Source organism: Corynebacterium sp. HMSC072A02 (assembly GCF_001810085.1).
GTDB classification, from domain to species: Bacteria; Actinomycetota; Actinomycetes; order Mycobacteriales; family Mycobacteriaceae; genus Corynebacterium; species Corynebacterium hesseae.
Window position 1 is genome coordinate 22,942 of the sequence record NZ_KV799808.1, and the last position, 19,820, is coordinate 42,761.

Sequence of the window (19,820 nt, forward strand, 5' to 3'; positions counted from 1 at the left end):
CTAGCGCCCGGCACCCGGCCTCGTGGCGGCCTGGGCGAGGCGCTGGTAGAGCTCCTGTTTTGGCAGATCCTCCAACAACACCGGCTTGCCGGCGGTATCGCACAGCGGGATGCACCAGTTGGGGTACTGGTCCTTCGTCGTGCCCGGCTGGTTTTGGGCGCGCACGTCACCGACCATGTCCACCAGGTTGGTCACCGTCAGCGCCGACGGGGTTCCCGCGATGTAGCGGTGCAGGGCAACGAGCATGTCCTCTTCGCTCTCGCGGTTGTCCAACATGCCATAGGCCTGCAGGTTGTCCTTGACCTTTTCCTGCCACGCGCGGTCCTCGGCTTCTTCTTCCGCCACTGGGCGGGTCAGCAGGCCCAAGCGGGCGCGCAGCGCGATGTGGTCGCCACGCAGGAAGGCGAGCGTCGGCGGCAGATCGTGCGTGCCCACCGAGGACATCGCCATCTGGCGGTATTGATCCTGCGGGCGCGGGGTGGGGCCGTCCTCGGCGTGCTCAAACCAGATGATCGTGGTACCCAGCACACCCATATCGCGCAGAGCGTTTTGGACCCACGGCTCCAGGGTGCCCAGGTCCTCGCCCACGAGCACTGCGCCGGCGCGCTCAGCCTCGAGCGCGAGGATGCCGAGCATAGCCTCCCAGTCATAGGACACGTAGGTGCCGTTGAGCGGGGTGGAGTGGCGCGGGATCCAGTACAGGCGGAACAGGCCGAGCACGTGGTCAACGCGCAGGCCGCCGGCGTTGCCCAGCATCGTACGCAGCAAGTCACGCCACGGCTGGTAGCCGGATTCCGCCAGGCGGACCGGGTGCCACGGCGGCTGAGACCAGTCCTGGCCCTGCTGGTTGTAATCATCCGGCGGGGCGCCCACCGAACACTGCGGGGCGAGGTATTCCGCCAGATTGACGGCGTCGGCACCGGCGGGGTGGATGCCCACGGCCATGTCGGTGATAAGCCCGATGCTCATGCCGGCGTCGAGCGCGCGGCGCTGGGCGGCATCCAGCTGCTCATCGCAGAGGAACTGCAGCCAGGAATAGAACTCGGCCAACTCGCTGACGTCGAGGCTCAGCGCGTGGCGACGGCCGCTGTGTCGCTCGAGCTCGGTCTCGGCGCACCACAGCGCGAAGTTACGCAGGCCACGGCCCTCGCGGCGCTTGTACTCGCTAAAGGCGGTGCGGCGCTCCGGGGTCATCCCCTTGTTGAAGAGCTCCTGGAGGACCTGCAGCTTGGCCTCGAAGATGGAATCACGATCAATCTCTTCTGCAGACAGGTTGCGCTCGCGGACTCGGCGGCCAGCTCGGCCACGTCATCCTGGAGTTCCGGGCTGAGTAGTTTCAGCTCCGGGACGTCCTCGATGCGGATATAGATCGGATTGATGAATCGCCGCGTGGTGGGCAGGTAGGGCGAGTCTTCCACCGGCGGAATCGGCTCGCCAGCATGCAGCGGATTAATAAGGAGGAAGTCGTAGTCCGGCGCCAGCAGTTCCGCCAGCTCTGCCAAGTCACCGAAATCACCCATGCCCCAGGACTTCTCGGAACGCACTGAGTACAGCTGCGCCATCGCACCCGCCGCGGGGCGCTCAAGGTAGCGATCCGCCGTGCTCAGGTGGTTCGGCACGACGATGAGCGGGCACTCGTGCTCTCCGATGCCGGGAGAGGACAGGAGCAGCTTATGGAATCCGAGAGGCAGGTCGCCGGGGACGTGGAAGCTTGCCTCGCCCCACATGGTTCCGGAGACGTCGGCAGCCGGGGCATCGTTGGGGTCCTGGTAAGTCGGGCGGGTCTCGCCGCTTTCCAATTCGATCGTGACGGAGACCGGATCCCCGTCGTGGACGTGGACTGCGAAGGACTTTTCGGCGCCTTCGCGGGCCACCACGCAGGGCGGCAGTGGGCGGGAAGCCCGAGCGAGGTAGTCCTCGAAGAGGGCTTGGGTTAGCTCCTCATCGTCCGGACGGTCGGAGATAGAGACGCCGAGTGCGCGCAGCGTGTAGGTGATTGTCTCCTCGCTGACGTACACAGGCTGTCCGTTCTGGGCGGTGTACTCGCAGGCCACACCGTGGCGTTGGGCAAGTTCTTGAAGCAGATCACGGGTAGTCACATCCCCCAATTGTGCCACGCCCTCCCCACGCGCGTAATAAATCAGGTTGGTAGAGTGGGCTGGAATTTAGTTTTTGTGGGAAAGGACACAACTGTGACTTTGAATGAAGCGCACACCAAAGCGGAATTCGAGATCAAGGACGGCGAAACGTGCCTTACCGCCATGATGGCTACGGCGCACGCCCGCCCACATGGCGTGCTGTTTACCCGCCCGGCGAATTACGAGTGGGTCAACGTCACCGCCAAGGAATTCGTCGAGGAAGTCTACGCGGTGGCCAAGGGGCTCATCGCCTTCGGCGTGGAGCAGGGTGACCGCGTGGCGCTCATTTCCACCACCCGCTATGAGTGGTCCTTGCTGGACTACGCCATCTGGGCCGCCGGTGCGGTTTCCGTTCCGGTGTACCCCTCGTCGTCGATGTCCCAGGTTCAGTGGATCATCGAGGACTCCGGCGCAATCCTCGCCATCACGGAAACCCGCGAGCACTCCGAGCTGGTCAAGCATCTGAAGCTGCAGGAGGACGGCACCCCGCAGCTGCACGGTTCCCCCTCCCAGCTGCGCCGTGTCTTAGAAATCAACTCTTCGGCCATCGATACGCTGAAGTTTGAGGGACGCGACATCAGCGACGACACCGTCAACCAGCGCATCGAAGCTACGCACACTGACGACGTCGCCTCCCTGGTGTACACCTCCGGCACTACCGGGCGCCCCAAGGGTTGCATGCTGACCCACCGCAACTGGCTGGCGGAAGCCCGCGGGTTGCTGACCAACCCCATTGGTGCCATCGCCGTGCCGGGCGCACACGTCCTGACCTTCCTGCCGCTGGCACACGTCTTCAGCCGTGCGGTGTCGCTGGCGGTCACCATCGGTGGTGCGTCCCAGAACCACTGGGCGGACTTCAGCACCATCACCGTTGAGTTCGCTCGTTCCCGCCCGAACCTGATTCTTGGCGTGCCGCGCGTGTTTGAAAAGGTACGCAACGGTGCGTCCGCCAAGGCGCATGGTTCCTCCGCGTTCAAGGGCGCGATCTTCGACAGCGCGGAGAAAGTCGCCATCGAATACTCCAAGGCGCTGGATACCCCGGAGGGCCCCAACCGAGTTCTCAAGGCCAAGCACAAGGCCTTTGACAAGCTGGTCTATTCCGCCATCCGCCAGGCAATGGGCGGCGAGGTCAAGTACTGCATCTCCGGTGGCTCGGCCATCTCGCAGGATCTGCTGCACTGGTACCGCGGCATCGGCGTGACCATCTACGAGGGCTATGGACTTACGGAGACCGCAGCGGCTGCCGCCGTGGACTTCGTGGATCAGTCCATCGGCACCGTCGGCCCGCCGCTGGGCGGAACGACGATGCGCATTAACGAGGACGGCGAGATCCTGATTAAGGGAGATATCGTCTTCAAGGGCTACTGGCAGAACCCGGAAGCCACCGAGAATGCGCTGCAGGACGGCTGGTACAACACCGGCGACCTCGGTGAGATCAACGAAGAAGGCAAGCTCGTTATCACCGGCCGCAAGAAGGACCTCATCGTCACCGCGGGCGGCAAGAATGTCTCGCCTGGCCCGATGGAAGATATCCTGCGTTCCCACCCGCTGATCTCCCAGGCCATGGTGGTTGGCGACGGCAAGCCCTTCGTCGGCGTGCTGCTCACCCTGGATGAGGACGCGCTCAAGCGCTGGAAGGCGGACCACAACATCGCCGCGACCAAGGGCATGCGCGAGGTAGCTGCGGATCCGGCGCTGCGCGCGGATATTCAGGACGCCATCAACCAGGTCAACGCCACCGTCTCCCACGCGGAGGGTATTAAGAAGTTCGTCATCCTGGATCAGGACCTCACCGAGGAAAGCAACGAGCTCACCCCAACCCTGAAGGTCAAGCGTTACGTGGTGGCCCAGCGCTATGCGGCTGACATTGAGCGCCTCTACGCCGGCAAGAAATAAGGCTGGACGGAGTCTGTGAATTCCTTCGGAGTGTCGCGCAGCCGAATGCGAGGATCTCTAATAGAGTCAGCGGGGTCAGAAAAACTCTAAACCTCAACTAGAGGTTCTCACGGGAAGGGCGGCCTATGCACAAGATCGCAGCCGAGCTGCGCCACCGTGAGCTGACCCAAGAAATCTATAACATCGGCGATGAAGTCGTCGACTACATCGAGCACCTCATCGAGGCCATCGAGGACTGGGACGATGAACTCTCCCTCGACTGCTTGGCCGAGCTGGGGGATATCGTCGAAGACGCCCGCGTGGATTCCGGGCGCTGCGTCGGCGAGCTCATCGGCCTGCGCCAGGCGCTGGTCTCCGGCCTGAAGTCCGGCACCATCTCGGCTGCCTCCTCCGGCGACAATGACGTCGAGGAACCGAAGCAGCTCACCGCCCGCGCACTCGCTGAGGGCCTGCCTATCTCCGGCCCGCCCGTCGTGGTCTCCGAGCTGGCAGAAACCTTGCGCGGCCGTACCGCCGCGGTGGCTGCCTACCTGCGCGAGCTGGTCGAGTACGTGCTGGCGCAAACCGACGCCGTGGCCCGCAACCTCGACGTGGTTTCCCTGCCGAACTTGTACAAGCGCGCGGGAGAATCCTCCCTTATTGCCGTGCAAGCCTGGCGTCACACCGTCGTCGAGGCACACCCCGCCTTCGTGCGCACCATGCGCGGGCACAATCCGCCGCCCTTCCTAGAGGAGCGCGCGCGTATCGACGCCGTCGTCGCCCGCGTCCGGGCTAAGCGCCAGAAGCAGGCCGCCACGACCGCTTAAGGAGCCGCATCACAGACTTCCTTGTTGCCAACACACAAGGATTACCTAAAGAAGAGCGCCGCCGAGAATCCCTCTCTCGGCGGCGCTTTTCGTAGTTAGCGTGGCACGAATAACTTTGCGTGCCACCGTCTAGCTTCGTGCACCACGCTTAGCTTCGTGTGCCCCGTCTAGCGCGCAAGCGCTAGACCCCCGGGTTCTTGGCGGCCGGCGCGGCCTGGTCTAGCTGCTCCGTAATCTGCGGCCATAGCTGGCCCATGATGTCATCCCAGGTCAGGATCCACACCGTCTTGTCCTTGGTGGGCTTGCCCACCATGACGAGCTGCTCGTTGCGGGCGCGCATCTGATCCAGAGTCTTCTGCACGGTGGAGGAGGAACTCACCGCCAACGCGGGGCGGGAGAACTCCAGCACCGGGGTTTCCGGATCCGCCAGCAGGGTATCGCGGACGTGGACGATGCGCGGAATGCGCGAGGCGCGCGGGTAGACCAGCACGCGCATGATGGACTTGTGCACGACGAGGTCGTGCAGCTCAGCCACCGTGGCATCGGAAGACAGAGGCAAGATTTCCGAGCCGTGCTCGCGGGCCAACTGTGCGGCGGTGGACGCTTCCAGCTCGATGACGCCGGTGATCTGGTTCGCGGAGTCGTCGTCAAGCGTGCCCGTCTGCCGCGAGTGCTCGACGAGGTGGCGCAGGGTCTCCGCGTCATAGCCAGCCGCACCGGCGCGGTCGACGGGTTCCTCGCCGGTCATGAGCACCAGCTTGTTCGCCATCTTGTTGATCCAGATCAGCAGCGGGCGGAAGAGCCAGATGAAACCGCGGGCAGGAACCGCAATGAGCTGCAGGGCCGTCTCCGGGTGGGCGATGGCCCAGGACTTCGGCGCCATCTCACCGATGACCAGGTGCAGGAAGGTCACGACGAAAAGCGCAAGGAGGAAGGAGACGACGTCAGCAACGCCCAGCGGCAAGCCGAGGGCCTCCAGCGGGCTCATGAGCAGGTGATGGACCCACGGCTTGGTCACGGCACCGAGGACGAAGGTTGCGGCGGTAATGCCCAGCTGGGCGCCGGCCAACATGATGGTCAGCTCGTTGAGCGAGCGAAGGCCCGCGCGCGAGGCAGCGGAGGATTCCGCGGTTTCCTCCAGACGGTTGCGGCGCGCACCCATGAGGGAGAACTCGATGACCACGAAGAAGCCGGAAGCAGCAATGATGAGAATGGTGATGAGGAGGTTGAACCACCAGGTATCAGTCATTAGTCATCCTCTCCTTCCGGGAATTCCTCCACCAGCTCTAGGGCTAGAACGGAGGGCACGTGGCGGTCGATTTCCTCGACGCGCACGTTGAGCGTGCGGGTGGGGGCTTCATCGCCGTCGACCCAGTCTTCAGGCTCTGCCTCCAGCTCGATGGCGAGCTCTTCACCTTCCTCCGGCAACGTGCCGGAGTGCGCGATGAGCAGGCCGGCGACGGTTTCGAAATCACCCTCCGGCAGGTCGTGGCCGATGGCGCGCTCGACCTCGTCGATGGGTGTGTCACCGTCGACGATCCAGTGCGTCTCGTCCTGCTCGGTGATCTCCTCGGTCTCTTCGAGGTCGTGCTCATCGGTGACATCGCCGAGGATCTCCTCGGCCAAGTCCTCCATGGTCACGATGCCCACGAAGCCGCCGTATTCGTCGATGACGCAGGCGAGCTTCTCGTCGGCGTCGCGAAGCTCCGTGACGACGTCGGGAAGCGGCATGAGCTCCGGAACCACCACGGGTTCCTTCATGATTTCGCGGGCCGGGGTGGCTGCGGGCAACTCGGTGCCCAGCACGTCATAGAGGTGCACCACGCCGATGGGATTATGTTCATCGTCGATGATGGGGTAGCGCGTGTGGTTCTCCGACATCATCTCGCGGACCTCACCGATGGTGGTCTCCGGCTCGATGACATCCACGCGCGAGCGCGGAATCATGGCGTGTCCCACGTCGTGTTCGGGGAAGTCGAGGAGGCGGTCGAGCACCAGGTAGGTGTCCTCATCCAAGTCGCCGGCCTCGTGGGAGGCATCCACGATGGATTCCAGGTCATCGGTGGTGGCAGAAGAATCGACATCCTCCACCGGTTCGATGCCGAAGACCTTGAGGATGGCGTTGGAGGAATACTCGAAGAAGTGGATCAACCAGCCGAAGATCTTGAGGTACCACATCGTGGACGCGGACAGCCACAGCGCTGTCTTCATGGGAGCGGCGATGGTGTAGTTCTTGGGGAAGAGCTCGGCGAAGAGCATCGTGAGAACCGTCGACACGGCCAGCGCGGTCACCGTACCCACGGCGACGGACACGCCCGTGGGCACGCCCACGCCACCGAGCAGCTGGCCCAGGCCTTGGCCCACGAGTGGCTCGGCCACATAACCGATGAGCAGGCCCGTAATCGTGATGCCCAGCTGTGCGCCGGAAAGCATGAAGGAGGTTTTCTGCGTGATCTTGAGCGCGCGCTCCGCTGGTTTATCCCCCGCAGCGGCGCGCTGGCGCAGCTGCGTGCGGTCCACGGACATGAAGGCGAATTCTTGCGCGACGAAGTACGCGTTGGCCACGATAATGAGAGCGATGACGGCGAAACCCGCCACAATCATCAGGATGGCAGATAACACGGCTTACCCCACCGCCTTAAGGAGGCGGCGGGGACATCGACTCGGAGGTTCCACGAAAAAGGGGGCCTTTCTTAACTTTCGGGGATTGCAAATATGCACTATAGACTACCGCTTCAACGGTTTAGTCGGTTATTTTGTTCCCCATGGATCCCTTCGGTCTTTATATTCACGTTCCCTTCTGTGCCTCGCGCTGCGGCTACTGCGATTTCAACACCTATACGCCCGGTGAGCTGGGAGGGGACTTGACCAGCGATTATCTGGATGCTCTGGAGAAAGAGCTGGAGATGGCGGCGGCGCAGGTGGGCCGTGAAGCCGAGACGGTTTTTATTGGCGGCGGCACGCCGAGCTTGTTGGGTGCCGAGGGCCTGGGCCGTGTGTTGAATCGGGTGCGCGACACCTTTGGCTTGGCCCCGGGCGCAGAGGTCACCACGGAATCCAACCCGGAGTCAACCTCGCCGGAGTACTTCGCCGGGCTTCTCGACGCCGGCTTCACCCGCCTCTCCCTTGGCATGCAGTCCGCCTCACCGGGCGTGCTCGCCGTGCTCGAGCGTGCCCACACCCCGGGCCGCGCCTTCGATGCGGCACGCGAAGCCATCGCCGCGGGCTTCGAGCACGTCAACCTGGACATGATTTATGGCACGCCGACTGAAGAAGACGCCGACGTTGCCCTGACCTTGGAGCGTGCCCTGGAGACCGGGGTGGACCACATCAGTGCGTATTCGCTCATTGTGGAGGACGGCACGCGTATGGCCCGCAAGGTATCGAAGGGCCTGCTTCCGGCCCCGGACGAGGACGTGCTGGCCCGGCGCTACGAGATGATCTCCTCCGCCCTCGAGGCCGAAGGCTTTGAGTGGTACGAGGTCTCCAACTGGGCCAAGCCGGGCGGGGAGTGCCAGCACAATCGCATCTACTGGGTGGACGGCAATTGGTGGGGCGCGGGCCCGGGCGCGCATTCGCACTTAGGCAACGAGCGCTTCTTCAATGTGAAGAACCCGCGGACCTACATCAAGGCCGTGGGCGAGGGGGATCTGCCCATCAAGGAGCGGGAGGAGCTCAGCGCCGCCGACCGCCACACCGAGCGCATCATGCTGGGCCTGCGTCTGCGCGAGGGCATCCCCGCGTCCTGGCTCGCGCCGGCCGCCGAGCCCGTCGCCGCGCGCTTCATCGAGCGCGGCCTGCTCGAGCGCGCCGGCGACCACCTCCGCGTGACCAAGGCAGGCCGCCTGCTCGCCGACGGCATCATCACCGACCTCCTTGTCGCTGAAGATACCGCCGAAGGCACCGCTCGCTAGGGGCTTGCCCCGCCTGCGGGCCGACCTCCGGATCCGCATCAGCTGGCTCATTAGCGGCCGTACCCTGCTCGTGGCCTGTCCTCAGCCTTCCGCACATGGTTCCAGTGGAAAGGTTCTAGTCATAAGGTTTGTTTGGGGGCAAACAAACCTTCCTTAGGCTGCTAGAAGGTTCGTTTGGGGGGCAAGTAAACCGTATGACCTGAACCATCTGAGTAGAACCAGCTGTGTGATGCAACCGCGAAGCTGCGAAGAAGTGGCTAGGCCTTGGCCTTTCGACGTCGAGGAGACATGGGGACTTAAAGTTAGCTCCGCCGGGAATTTGTTAGTTTTGCTCCTGTCGTCGGGAAGTTTGATAGCGGTGTTAGTTTCTCTCTCCACGTCGAGAAACCTGTTAGTCGCTCTCGATATTGCTAGTATTAGTGGCATGGATGACGCCTTAAACCCCTATACTCCTGGCTCGGGCATCGCGCCGACAGTTCTTACTGGGCGCGAGAGAGACCTTCATGCGTTTGACAATCTTGTCAAACGCGTCCAGAACGGATTGCTTGGCCGTCCAATGCTGCTCGTTGGCTTGCGTGGAGTGGGTAAGACCGTGCTGCTCAACCAATTAAAAAGGAAGGCTGACCAAGCCGACTGGCTAACGATTAAGTTTGAGGCTTCGCAGGGGGCACGTGGACGAGAAGGAGCCCGCCGTGCTCTAGCGCAAGGTTTAGCCAAAGCCTCTTTGCGCTATCGGACGAAAGCCAAGGTATCTGAGGGTTTTCACTTTATTGCTGCGGCCGTAAAGTCTTTTTCGCTCTCGGTAGGACAAAGCATTATTGACCTTGGGGTTGAAGTAGGAGACATTCCTCCGGCAACAGGAAACCTCGAGCTTGATCTGCACGATGTGATCGAGGCCATCACTACGACGCTCCTCAAGGAGGATAAAGCTTTAGGAATCTTCATCGACGAAATGCAAGACCTTGATGAAGAGCTGCTCGAAGCACTCATTTCTGCACAACATGAAGCAGGGCAGCTGGGCTTGCCTTTTTACATTATTGGCGCTGGGCTCCCGAGTCTGCCAGGGATTCTGGCGGAGTCCCGCTCTTATGCAGAGCGAATGTTCGAGGTGCACCAAATTGGCAGGCTCGAAATGTATGCCGCAGTTGCCGCCTTCCGTGAACCTGCGCGGACACAGAATGTGGAATTTGACGATGAAGCAGTTGAATATCTAGCTAATGTATCGGGGCAGTATCCGTATTTCATCCAGGAATTTGGTGCACAAATGTGGCGTACTGCGCGAACTTCACCTATGGATTCCGATGCAGCTCGACGCGCCGCGCGGCTTGGAATTGAGCAGTTGGACCGCGGGTTTTTCCAAGCCAGGTGGGATCGCGCTACTCCAGCCGAGCGGGACTACTTGACCGCGATGGCAAAGGTTGGCGGAGAGGAAATCTCGAGCAAGGACATCGCGGACATCTTAGGTAAAGACACGAAGAAACTGGGTCCTGTGCGAGCCAAGCTCATTAGTAAAGGATTGATCTATGCTCCAGAACACGGCAGGGTGAGCTACACTGTGCCAAATTTTGACGACTTCATCGCCCGCCAGAACGGATAGCCTTAAAGACATGTCCAGCTCCACCGATGCCCGCCGCCAAGAGGTCCTGCGCGCCATCGTCGCGGACTACATCGCCTCGCAATCGCCCGTCGGCTCCAAGGCCCTGCTCGAGCGCTACCAGCTGGGCGTGTCCTCGGCGACGATTCGCAATGACATGGCCGTGCTCGAAGCCGAAGGGCTTATCGCCCAAGAACACGCCAGCTCCGGGCGCGTGCCCACGCAGAAGGGCTACCGCCAGTTCGTCGATACGCTGCACGACGTCAAGCCGCTCTCCAAAGCGGAGCGCCGCGCCATGCTCACCTTCCTCGAAGGCGGGGTGGATTTGGAAGACGTGCTGCGCCGGTCTGTCCAGCTGCTGGCCCAGGTGACGAAGCAGGCAGCCGTCGTGCAGATGCCCAACCTCAAGGTCTCCCGCGTCAAACACTGCGAGGTCGTGGCACTCTCACCGGTGCGCCTGCTCTTGGTGCTCATCACGGATAATGGGCGCGTCGATCAGCGCAATGTGGAGCTCGATGACGTGATCGACCCCGAGCAGACCCACCGCCTGCGCGACATCCTCAACACCGCCCTCGAGGGCAAGACGCTCACCGATGCCTCGGTGGAGCTGGCCGCGCTTGTCGACGACTCCCCAGCCGACATCCGCCCCCACCTCCTCAAGGCCGCGACGACGCTGATTGAGACCCTCGTGGAGCAGCCCTCCGACCGCCTGATCATGGCGGGTACCTCCAACCTCACCCGCGTGGCCCTGACCGAGGGCCTGCCCTCTATCATCGAGGCCCTCGAGGAGCAGGTCGTCGTGCTCAAGCTGCTGGCGCGCGTGCCGGATTTGGGCAATGTTTCTGTATCCATCGGCGAGGAGAACGAAGCCGACGAGCTGCGCCAAACCTCTGTCGTGGCCACGCGCTATGGTTTTGGCACCGGCGAGCATGCGGCGGCACTCGGCGGGCTGGGTGTCGCGGGGCCGACGTATATGGACTATTCGGGAACAATTTCCAAGGTCTCTGCCGTTGCACGCTATGTGAGTGAAATCCTGGCGGGCGAGTAAGCTAGCCCGTCGGATTAGATTTAGTATCAACGAGAAATAGAAGGATGACAGTACGTGGCTCGTGACTACTACGGCATTCTTGGTGTAGAAAAGTCGGCGTCCGACGCCGAGATTAAGAAGGCCTACCGCAAGCTGGCGCGCAAGTACCACCCGGACGTCAACCCGGGCGATGACGAGGCCGCGGAGAAGTTCCGCGAGGCTTCCCTTGCACAGGAGGTTCTGCTTGATCCGCAGAAGCGCCGGATTGTGGACATGGGTGGTGACCCCATGGAGGAGCGCGCGGCCCAGGGCGGCGGCTTTGGCGGTTTCGGCGGCGGCGGACTCGGGGATATCTTCGCCGAGTTCTTCGGTGGGGGAGCGGCCTCCCGCGGCCCGCGTTCCCGCGTGCAGCCGGGCGATGATGCGCTCCTGCGCACCACCATTACCCTCGAGGAGGCCTATAGCGGCGTCAAGCAGCAGGTCAAGGTGGACACCGCCGTGATCTGTGACCGCTGTGAGGGAACCGGTTCCGAGTCCAAGGCCAAGCCGGTGACCTGTGGCCATTGCGGCGGCATGGGCCAGGTTCAGGAAGTCCAGCGCAGCATGCTGGGCAACATGATGACTACCCGCGATTGCCCGAAGTGCTATGGCTTCGGCGAAGTGGTCACCGATCCCTGTGGCCACTGTGGCGGCGATGGCCGCGTGCGCAAGCGTCGTGATATTACGGTGAGCATCCCCGCCGGCATTGGTGATGGCATGCGCATCCGCATGGCCTCCCAGGGCGAGGTCGGCCACGGCGGCGGCCCCGCCGGTGACCTGTACGTGGAGGTGCACACCGAGCCGCACCCCGTCTTCGAGCGTAATGCCGATGACCTGCACCTGACCGTTCGCGTGCCCATGGTGGATGCTGCCCTCGGCTCTTCCTGCACCGTCGAGCAGCTCGACGGCGAAGAGCTCACCATCGATATCGCGCCGGGCACCCAGCCGGGCGAGTCCATCACACTCCAGGGCAAGGGCATGCCGCGCCTGCGCACCGACGGCTTTGGCAACCTCCACGCTCACGTGGATGTGGTGATCCCGACGGACCTGGATAAGAAGACCCGCGAGGCCCTCGAAAAGGTCCGCGCCGCCGGCCACAGCGGCACCGAGGTTCACCGCGCCGGTGACAATCAGGGCGAATCCCTCTTTACCCGCCTCCGAGGCAAGTTCCGTCGCTAATGTCTCTGCCCGTCTTCCTCCACCCGGACCTGTCCCTCGCCGAGGTCGGCCAGCCCGTGGGTCTCGATGGCGCGGAGGGCCGCCACGCGGTCACTGTCAAGCGCATGGGACCAGGGGAGCACCTGGTCCTGATTGATGGATCCGGGCGCCGCGCCACCGCCACCATCACCGATACGCAGGGCAAGGACACGCTGGCCGCGCTTGTCGACGACCTCGCGATCCTCCCCGAGCCCTCCCCACGGGTGGTCGTGGTCCAGGCCATCCCGAAATCGGAGCGCGCCGAGTTGGCCGTCGACCTGGCCACCCAGGCCGGGGCGGATGAGATCATCGCCTGGCAGGCGGATCGCTGCGTGTCCAAGTGGGATGCGAAGAAGGCCCCGAAGGCGCTAGCAAAGTGGGAATCCGCGGCCGTGGCGGCTGCCAAGCAATCGCGCCGCGCGCGCGTGCCCGCGGTGCGTGGTCCTTTGACCACCCGCCAGTTGTGCCAGGAGATTGCGGGCGCACGAGCCTTGGTCCTCCACGAGGAAGCCGAGGTCCGGCTCAAGGACCTGAGTGGTTTGGACTCCGCCGGGACCATCTACCTTCTGGTGGGCCCCGAGGGCGGCATCGGCGCGGAGGAACTAGCCCGCTTGCAGGACGCCGGTGCGACGGCGATCAAGTTGGGGCCGGAGGTGTTGAGGACGGCGTCGGCAAGCATGGTGGCGTTGGCCAGCATCGGCACCCTGACCTCGCGCTGGTAGCCTTTTGGGCGTGCCTATTATCACCACCAAGTTTGATCTCGATTCCGCCTACCTGGCCACGGTGCTCGGCCCGGCGGACGATAACCTGCGCGTTTTGGGAAACCTTCTGGGCGTGGACCTCTTTGCTCGCGGCACCACCATTACTGCCGCCGGCCCCGATTATGAGGTGGCCCGCGCGCACAAGGTCTTAGAGGAGCTCGAGGCCATCGCGCGCCGCGGCCATCCGGTGAGCACGGATACCGTGAAGCACACCCTGGACCTGGTCACGGTGGATGCCCCAGCCTCTGTGTCTGAGACGCTCGCGGCGGATATCGTTTCGCGCCGCGGTAAGGCCGTGCGCCCGAAGACGGTGGGCCAATCACGCTATGTGCAGGCCATCGATGAGAACACGATTGTCTTCGGCATCGGCCCCGCCGGTACCGGTAAGACCTACCTGGCGGTGGCCAAGGCGGTGCAGGCCCTGCGCGCCAAGCAGGTCAGCCGCATTATCTTGACCCGCCCGGCGGTTGAGGCGGGGGAGAAGCTGGGCTTTCTGCCCGGCACACTCAACGACAAGATTGACCCCTACCTGCGCCCGCTGTACGACGCTTTGCGGGACATGATCGATCCGGAGATGATTCCGAAGCTCATGGAGGCCGGCATCATTGAGGTCGCCCCCTTGGCTTATATGCGTGGCCGCACGCTCAACGATGCCTTCGTCATCCTCGACGAGGCCCAGAACACCACGCCGGCGCAGATGAAGATGTTCCTGACGCGCTTGGGTTTTGGCTCCACCATCGTGGTGACCGGCGATATTTCCCAGGTGGACTTGCCGGGCGGGCAAGTTTCCGGCCTGCGTCTGGTGCGCCGCATTCTCAAGGGCGTGCCCGATATTCACTTCGCGGAGCTGGGCGCGGCCGACGTGGTGCGCCACCAGCTGGTCGGGCGCATCGTGGAGGCTTACGATAACTTTGCTGAGCAGGAGGAGAAGAAATGAGCATCGAATTTATTAACGAGTCCGGTTATGACGGCGTGAACGAGGAGATGCTGATCGACGTCTGCTCCTACGCCCTCGGCCGCCTCGACGTTAACCCGGATGCCGAGTGCACGATTACCGCCGTGGATCTGGATACCATCGCGGACCTGCACGTGCGCTGGATGGACCTGGAAGGCCCGACTGATGTGATGAGCTTCCCCATGGATGAGCTCACCCCGGGTGCTACCGGCGGGCGCCCCGACGCCGCCGAGGCCGGACCGGCCATGCTGGGCGATATCGTGCTCTGCCCGGAATTCGCGCAGCGCCAAGCCACCGCGGCCGGCCACTCTTTGGGCCACGAGCTGGCCCTGCTGACAGTGCATGGTTGCCTGCACCTGCTGGGCTATGATCACACCACTGCGGCGGAGGAGAAAGAAATGTTCGGCCTGCAGAACGAGCTGCTGGCGGACTGGTACGAGGACCTGGCGGCGCGTGGCGTGAGCTACCAGCCCAAGCCCTCGGGCCCGAAGGCCTTCCCGGATGCCGCCGAGCGCGCGAAGCTCGATGAGGAAGTTCCCGGCGGCGGAATCTAAAACGGCCCAAACGTTGAGGTGCTACGTGGGGCGTAGCACAATGGAGGACTATGAACATCCTCTCCATTCAGTCCCACGTCACCTTTGGTCACGTGGGCAACTCCGCAGCAGTCTTTCCACTTCAGCGCGCTGGCCATGAGGTATGGCCGATTCACACGGTGAATTTCTCCAACCACACCGGTTATGGCGACTGGGGCGGGCCGATGATCCCGGCGGAGGAGGTCACGGCGATTGTGGATGGCATCGAGAAGCGCGGCGCCTTCCCTCGCATCGACGCCATCTTGTCTGGCTACCAGGGCGGTCCGGATATTGCGGGCGCCATCGTGGATGCAGTGAACCGCATCAAGGCGGTCAACCCGAATGCGCTGTATGCCTGCGACCCGGTGATGGGTAACGCTAAGTCCGGCTGCTTCGTCTCCGATGAAATCCCGCCGCTGCTGCGCGATAAGGTGGTGCCCGTTGCGGACATCATCACCCCGAACCAGTTTGAGCTGGGCTACCTGACGGACTGCGAGGTGGGCTCCTTGGAGCAGACCCTCGCTGCGGTGAAGCGCGCGCAGGAGATCGGCCCGAAGACCGTGTTGGTGACCTCGGTGCAGCGCCCGGAGACCAGCGAGGACGAGATTGAGATGCTCGCCGTTGATGGCGAGCGCGCTTTCCTAGTCGCTACCCCCAAGCTGCCGTTCAAGCGCAATGGCTCGGGCGATGTCACGGCTTCGCTGTTTACGGGCCACTACGTGGAGACCAACGACGCCAAGCTGGCCCTCAAGCGAACCGCGTCCTCCGTCTTCGACCTGCTCCAGAACACCTACGAGGCGGATTCTCAGGAGCTGCTGCTCATCGAGTCGCAGGATGTCTTTGCTAACCCGCAGTTGCAGTTCCGGGTGGAGGAGCTCTAGCCGTCAATCCGTGACCGCCCTGCGCGCGCGTTCGCGGCCTGGCGTGGATGCCTTGACCCGGCGTCGTGTCCTGGCCCGGCATTTGGTGTCCAGCAAACGGCATCTCGCAGAAGGCATCTGTCAAAAGGCGTTTTCACGTCTAAAAACGCCTTTTGCTGCGTCCAGATGGCGTTTTTGCGGTCAAAGACGCCTTTCGGAAGACGCCGTTTGCAAGACACCATGTGCAAGATGCCGTTTGGCGCAAGCTTTTTCGCAGTCACCATGCGGCGGATAACCTCGCGCCATCAGCTTTCACCCTCACCTCACCGCTGCTTTCGCGGCCCACCTTCAACGATGTCGTTTCCACCCACAAGGTTCTACTCAGATGGTTCGGGTCAGAAGGTTCTCTTGGGGGCAAACAAACCTTCTGGAGGTCGCTAGATGGTTCGTTTGGGGGCAAAGAAACCTTGTGACCTGAACCGCCTGACTAGAACCGCCTGACTCGAACCATCTGCAGGCCAGATAAACCCCGTGAAAGCACAAATGGTCCCTCTAGTCTGGTCCCTTCGCACACTAAAGGGACCATTTAATAGGCGAAAACCGTCACCAGATGGTCCCTTTTGCACAGAGAAGGGACCAGAGTAGAAGGACCAAACTACAAGGCCCCTCGGCAGGAAGCTCTCGGGGCCGCACGTCGAGAGCCAGAGCAGAGCGATACAACAAGAACGGGACTCGGCAGCTCGTGCGTTATGATATGAGGCGATATGAGCACTGATTTCGATGCCGCCTTCGCGGACCTGCCGGCTGAGGGCGAAGCCAACGCCGCTGACTATTCGCAATACACCGACACGCCCGAGGGCTTCCGCTCCGGCTTCGTGTCCTTCGTCGGCCGCCCCAACACCGGCAAGTCCACCCTGACCAACGCCCTGGTGGGGCAGAAGATCGCCATCACCGCCGACCAGCCGGAAACCACCCGCCACCCCATCCGCGGCCTCGTACACCGCGAGGATGCGCAAATCGTCCTCGTCGACACACCCGGCCTGCACCGCCCGCGCACCTTGCTCGGCGAGCGCCTCAACGAGGTAGTTAAGGACACCTACGCAGACGTCGACGTCATCGGCCTGACCATCCCTGCCGATGAGAAGATCGGCCCCGGCGATCGCTGGATTCTGGAGAACGTCAGCAAGGTCGCCCCGAAGACCCCCATCATCGGCATCGTCACCAAGCTGGATAAGGCCTCCAAGGACCAAGTCGGCGCCCAGCTTGTAGCTCTCCACGAGCTCCTCTCCGAGGAGAACCCAGACGCCGTGGTCATCCCCGTCTCCGCCACCGAGCGCGTGCAGCTGGATGAGCTGACCCAGGTCATCGTGGACCACCTCCCCGAGGGGCCTAAATTCTATCCGGATGACCACATCACCGACGAGGATCAGGCCAAGCGCATCGCTGAGCTTATCCGCGAGTCTGCGCTGTCCGGCCTGAAGTACGAGCTCCCGCACTCCGTCGCCGTCGAGGTCGATGAGATCCTGCCCAGCCAGGAACGCCCCGACGTCCTCAACGTCCACGCCATCCTCTACCTGGAGCGTCCCGGCCAGAAGCGCATCATCGAGGGCAAGGACGGCCGCCGCTTCCGCCGCATCGTGGGCACCGCCCGCAAGGAAATCATCCAGCTGCTCGGCCAAAACGTCTACCTTGACCTGCGCATTAAGGTGCTCAAGAACTGGCAATCGGACCCGAAGGCACTGGGCCGCCTGGGCTTCTAAAGTGCGCGAAAATTTCCGCGACCGCGCCCTCGTCATCCGTTCCTATGATTTTGGCGAGGCGGATCGCATCATCGTGCTCTTGACTCGCCACCACGGCCTCGTGCGCGGGGTGGCCAAGGGCGTTCGCCGCGCCAAATCGCGCTTCGGCTCGCGCCTGCAGCTCTTCGTCAACCTCGACGTGCAGCTCTACCCAGGCCGAAACCTCTACACCATTTCCCAGGCCGATACCGTGGACTACTTCGGTGCGCGCATCATCGAGGATTATGAGCGCTACACCGCCGCCTGCGCCGCCCTCGAATCCGCCGAGCGCCTCGCCGCCGCCGATGCCCCCGGGGACCCCTACCTCTACGATGCCTGCGTCGACGTCCTCAACCAACTCCAGCACGGCGATCCGCTCATGCTTCTCGACGCCTTCCTCCTCCAAGCCATGTCCCACGCCGGCTGGGCACCCAGCCTTTTCGATTGCGCCCAGTGCCAAAGGCCCGGCCCCCACCACGCCTTCCACCCAGCCGTGGGTGGGGCCGCCTGCCACCAATGCCGCCCGCCCGGGGCCGCGGAGGTGGACCCGGAAACCCTGCACCACATGTGGCTTATCGCCCACGGCCACCCCAGCCAGCCGACGAACACCCAAGCCCAGGAGGCCCACCGGCTGACCCGTGCCCACCTGCAATGGCACCTCGAGCGCTCCGTTGGCGCGCTGGGGATCATGGAACAGTAGACTGTAATGCGTGATTACGCCTGACCCGAACCGAGTTCTTCATCCGCCCGCTATCCCGCAGGAGTTCCTGCCGCGCCACATCGCGCTGGTCATGGACGGCAACGGCCGCTGGGCAGAGGAGCGCGGCATGAAACGCACCGAAGGCCACCGCCGCGGGGAAGCAGTGCTTCTCGACGTCGTCGATGCCTGCCTCGCCCTCGGCGTTCCTTACCTTTCCGCCTACGCCTTCTCCACCGAGAACTGGCGCCGCAGCGCGGAGGAGGTGCGCTTCCTCATGGGCTTTAACCGCGACGTCCTGCGCCGCCAGCGCCATTGGCTCAACGATAGGGGAGTGCGCGTCGTGTGGGCCGGCCGCCGCCCGCGCCTGTGGCGCTCCGTTATCAAGGAGCTTGAGGCTGCCGAGGAGCTGACCAAGGACAACACCAAGATGACCTTGGTGATGTGCGTAAATTACGGTGGGCGCGCCGAGCTTGTCGACGGCATCCGGTCTCTCGCCGAGCAAGTCTCCCGCGGCGAGCTCGATCCGCGTTCCATCAATGAGAAGACGGTGAGCTCGGTGATGTATGACCCCGATATGCCGGACGTGGACCTATTCCTGCGCCCCTCCGGTGAGAAGCGCACCTCGAACTTCCTGCTCTGGCAATCGGCCTACGCAGAGATGATTTACCAGGACAAGCTCTTCCCGGATTTCACACCGGAAGACCTGTTTGCCGCGGTGGAGGAGTACGCGCGGCGCGACCGCCGCTTCGGCGGCGTCAAGTAGCCCGCAATCTAAGACGCCGCGGAGCAGTTGGCACAGATGCCGAAGATTTCGGCATCGTGCCCGGTGAGCTCGAAATCGTGTTCCTTGGCTACGGAGGAGGCCCACTCTTCGATGGGGCCGCCGTCGATTTCCTCGGTGCGGCCGCACTTGGTGCATACCAAGTGGTGGTGGTGCGCATTGCTTTCGCAGTGCCGGTAGAGGGTCTCGCCGGAGGGCATGTGGAGTGCGTCGACGGCTTCAATCTCCGAAAGTGATTGAAGCGTGCGATAGACGGTGGTGAGGCCGACTTTCTGGTTGCCGTCGATAAGCGCCTGGTGTATGTCCTTGGCAGAGGCGAATTTGTCGAGACTACGCAGGACTTCGACGACGGCGGTGCGCTGGCGGGTATTGCGAGCGCCGAGCTTGGGAATACTGTCGTGGATGGCCATGGGTCTAAAGTTTATCAATACACTTCCATTAAGAGGTGGCCAGTGAGGCGTCGCGAAGCAGCGGCAGCACCTTCTGAGCTGCCAAAAAGTAGCGGACTTCGCGGCCGAGGCGTTCGCTGTCGACGATGTGTGCGCGCTTCAAAACCCGCAGGTGTTGGCTAATAAGCGGTTGGGATTTGCCGGTGGCGGCCACGAGCTCGTGGACGTAGTGATCGCGCTCAGCTAGGCGCCGGATGATGTCGATGCGCAACGGTGAATCCAAAGCGCTAATGACGGTGGCGGCTGCCGCGGGATCGAACGAGAGAGCTTCTTTCTGGGTGTTGGTCACACCATTCACCTTCAACCATATCTATTGGGGGAGAGTTAAAAAGAGAGATATAGGTACTATAGCT

17 protein-coding genes and 1 pseudogene are annotated in these 19,820 nt (G+C 63.0%); 13 read left to right on the top strand and 5 right to left on the bottom strand.

Going from position 1 to position 19,820, the window contains the following annotated elements; genetic code table 11:
• Window positions 1-2,099, bottom strand: a pseudogene (malQ, locus tag HMPREF2698_RS00735) (4-alpha-glucanotransferase).
• 93 nt (window positions 2,100-2,192) lie between these two features.
• Here malQ and HMPREF2698_RS00740 point away from each other — a divergent pair.
• Together HMPREF2698_RS00740 and HMPREF2698_RS00745 are read left to right on the top strand one after the other, a co-directional pair.
• Window positions 2,193-4,034 carry an AMP-dependent synthetase/ligase gene (locus HMPREF2698_RS00740; protein ID WP_070530199.1) on the top strand — a complete coding sequence of 614 codons (1,842 nt, stop codon included), beginning with the start codon at window positions 2,193-2,195 and terminating at the stop codon, window positions 4,032-4,034.
• Window positions 4,035-4,159: 125 nt separating this feature from the next.
• Window positions 4,160-4,840 (top strand): hypothetical protein, encoded by a 681-nt coding sequence (locus HMPREF2698_RS00745; RefSeq protein ID WP_070519581.1) that lies wholly within the window; start codon window positions 4,160-4,162, stop codon window positions 4,838-4,840.
• A 181-nt stretch (window positions 4,841-5,021) separates the two neighbouring features.
• Here the strand turns inward: HMPREF2698_RS00745 and HMPREF2698_RS00750 are convergent, their stop codons facing one another.
• Both HMPREF2698_RS00750 and HMPREF2698_RS00755 read right to left on the bottom strand, forming a co-directional pair.
• Entirely contained in the window at window positions 5,022-6,089 is a 1,068-nt protein-coding gene (locus tag HMPREF2698_RS00750; RefSeq protein WP_070561466.1) for a CNNM domain-containing protein, read from the bottom strand.
• Window positions 6,089-7,462, bottom strand: a complete 1,374-nt coding sequence (locus HMPREF2698_RS00755) for a hemolysin family protein (RefSeq protein ID WP_070561468.1) — start codon at window positions 7,460-7,462, stop codon at window positions 6,089-6,091. Before HMPREF2698_RS00755 ends, HMPREF2698_RS00750 begins: the two co-directional genes overlap by 1 nt.
• A 143-nt stretch (window positions 7,463-7,605) precedes the next feature.
• Between HMPREF2698_RS00755 and hemW the strand changes: the two genes are divergently transcribed.
• From hemW to HMPREF2698_RS00810, 11 genes are all read left to right on the top strand, one after another.
• The gene (hemW, locus tag HMPREF2698_RS00760) at window positions 7,606-8,754 is read left to right on the top strand and encodes a radical SAM family heme chaperone HemW (protein ID WP_070561470.1); all 1,149 of its coding nucleotides are present in this window, start codon (window positions 7,606-7,608) and stop codon (window positions 8,752-8,754) included.
• Window positions 8,755-9,178: 424 nt separating this feature from the next.
• Window positions 9,179-10,351, top strand: a complete 1,173-nt coding sequence (locus tag HMPREF2698_RS00765) for an ATP-binding protein (protein ID WP_070561500.1) — start codon at window positions 9,179-9,181, stop codon at window positions 10,349-10,351.
• A gap of 10 nt (window positions 10,352-10,361) precedes the next feature.
• The gene (gene hrcA, locus HMPREF2698_RS00770; RefSeq protein WP_070561472.1) at window positions 10,362-11,396 is read left to right on the top strand and encodes a heat-inducible transcriptional repressor HrcA; all 1,035 of its coding nucleotides are present in this window, start codon (window positions 10,362-10,364) and stop codon (window positions 11,394-11,396) included.
• A gap of 54 nt (window positions 11,397-11,450) precedes the next feature.
• On the top strand, window positions 11,451-12,593 hold the full coding sequence (gene dnaJ, locus HMPREF2698_RS00775) for a molecular chaperone DnaJ (RefSeq protein WP_070561474.1): 1,143 nt from the start codon (window positions 11,451-11,453) through the stop codon (window positions 12,591-12,593).
• Window positions 12,593-13,333, top strand: coding sequence for a 16S rRNA (uracil(1498)-N(3))-methyltransferase (locus HMPREF2698_RS00780; RefSeq protein ID WP_070561476.1), 741 nt, complete (start codon window positions 12,593-12,595; stop codon window positions 13,331-13,333). The genes dnaJ and HMPREF2698_RS00780 overlap by 1 nt, the downstream gene beginning before the upstream one ends.
• A 10-nt stretch (window positions 13,334-13,343) precedes the next feature.
• Window positions 13,344-14,309 (top strand): PhoH family protein, encoded by a 966-nt coding sequence (locus tag HMPREF2698_RS00785; RefSeq protein WP_070561478.1) that lies wholly within the window; start codon window positions 13,344-13,346, stop codon window positions 14,307-14,309.
• The gene (gene ybeY / locus HMPREF2698_RS00790; RefSeq protein WP_070530222.1) at window positions 14,306-14,881 is read left to right on the top strand and encodes an rRNA maturation RNase YbeY; all 576 of its coding nucleotides are present in this window, start codon (window positions 14,306-14,308) and stop codon (window positions 14,879-14,881) included. Before HMPREF2698_RS00785 ends, ybeY begins: the two co-directional genes overlap by 4 nt.
• Before the next feature lie 50 nt (window positions 14,882-14,931).
• Window positions 14,932-15,780: a pyridoxal kinase PdxY gene (gene pdxY, locus HMPREF2698_RS00795; RefSeq protein ID WP_070561480.1), complete on the top strand. Its 849-nt coding sequence runs from the start codon at window positions 14,932-14,934 to the stop codon at window positions 15,778-15,780.
• Window positions 15,781-16,523: 743 nt separating this feature from the next.
• The gene (era, locus tag HMPREF2698_RS00800; RefSeq protein WP_070561482.1) at window positions 16,524-17,519 is read left to right on the top strand and encodes a GTPase Era; all 996 of its coding nucleotides are present in this window, start codon (window positions 16,524-16,526) and stop codon (window positions 17,517-17,519) included.
• A gap of 1 nt (window position 17,520) precedes the next feature.
• Window positions 17,521-18,237: a DNA repair protein RecO gene (gene recO / locus HMPREF2698_RS00805; protein ID WP_070561484.1), complete on the top strand. Its 717-nt coding sequence runs from the start codon at window positions 17,521-17,523 to the stop codon at window positions 18,235-18,237.
• A 10-nt stretch (window positions 18,238-18,247) separates the two neighbouring features.
• Window positions 18,248-19,000, top strand: coding sequence for an isoprenyl transferase (locus HMPREF2698_RS00810; protein WP_070561486.1), 753 nt, complete (start codon window positions 18,248-18,250; stop codon window positions 18,998-19,000).
• Window positions 19,001-19,008: 8 nt separating this feature from the next.
• Here the strand turns inward: HMPREF2698_RS00810 and HMPREF2698_RS00815 are convergent, their stop codons facing one another.
• Both HMPREF2698_RS00815 and HMPREF2698_RS00820 read right to left on the bottom strand, forming a co-directional pair.
• Entirely contained in the window at window positions 19,009-19,428 is a 420-nt protein-coding gene (locus HMPREF2698_RS00815) for a Fur family transcriptional regulator (RefSeq protein ID WP_070530236.1), read from the bottom strand.
• A 28-nt stretch (window positions 19,429-19,456) separates the two neighbouring features.
• Complete coding sequence (locus tag HMPREF2698_RS00820; protein WP_070561488.1) at window positions 19,457-19,756, bottom strand: ArsR/SmtB family transcription factor; 300 nt, start codon at window positions 19,754-19,756, stop codon at window positions 19,457-19,459.
• Between the last annotated feature and the right edge of the window lie 64 nt (window positions 19,757-19,820).

Bases quoted from the DNA above. Each gene is read 5' to 3' on its own strand.
- HMPREF2698_RS00745 (WP_070519581.1), top strand. From the start codon at position 4,160: ATGCACAAGATCGCAGCCGAGCTGCGCCACCGTGAGCTGACCCAAGAA.
- HMPREF2698_RS00750 (WP_070561466.1), bottom strand. From the start codon at position 6,089: ATGACTGATACCTGGTGGTTCAACCTCCTCATCACCATTCTCATCATT.
- hemW (WP_070561470.1), top strand. From the start codon at position 7,606: ATGGATCCCTTCGGTCTTTATATTCACGTTCCCTTCTGTGCCTCGCGC.
- HMPREF2698_RS00765 (WP_070561500.1), top strand. From the start codon at position 9,179: ATGGATGACGCCTTAAACCCCTATACTCCTGGCTCGGGCATCGCGCCG.
- hrcA (WP_070561472.1), top strand. From the start codon at position 10,362: ATGTCCAGCTCCACCGATGCCCGCCGCCAAGAGGTCCTGCGCGCCATC.
- HMPREF2698_RS00780 (WP_070561476.1), top strand. From the start codon at position 12,593: ATGTCTCTGCCCGTCTTCCTCCACCCGGACCTGTCCCTCGCCGAGGTC.
- ybeY (WP_070530222.1), top strand. From the start codon at position 14,306: ATGAGCATCGAATTTATTAACGAGTCCGGTTATGACGGCGTGAACGAG.
- pdxY (WP_070561480.1), top strand. From the start codon at position 14,932: ATGAACATCCTCTCCATTCAGTCCCACGTCACCTTTGGTCACGTGGGC.
- era (WP_070561482.1), top strand. From the start codon at position 16,524: ATGAGCACTGATTTCGATGCCGCCTTCGCGGACCTGCCGGCTGAGGGC.
- HMPREF2698_RS00815 (WP_070530236.1), bottom strand. From the start codon at position 19,428: ATGGCCATCCACGACAGTATTCCCAAGCTCGGCGCTCGCAATACCCGC.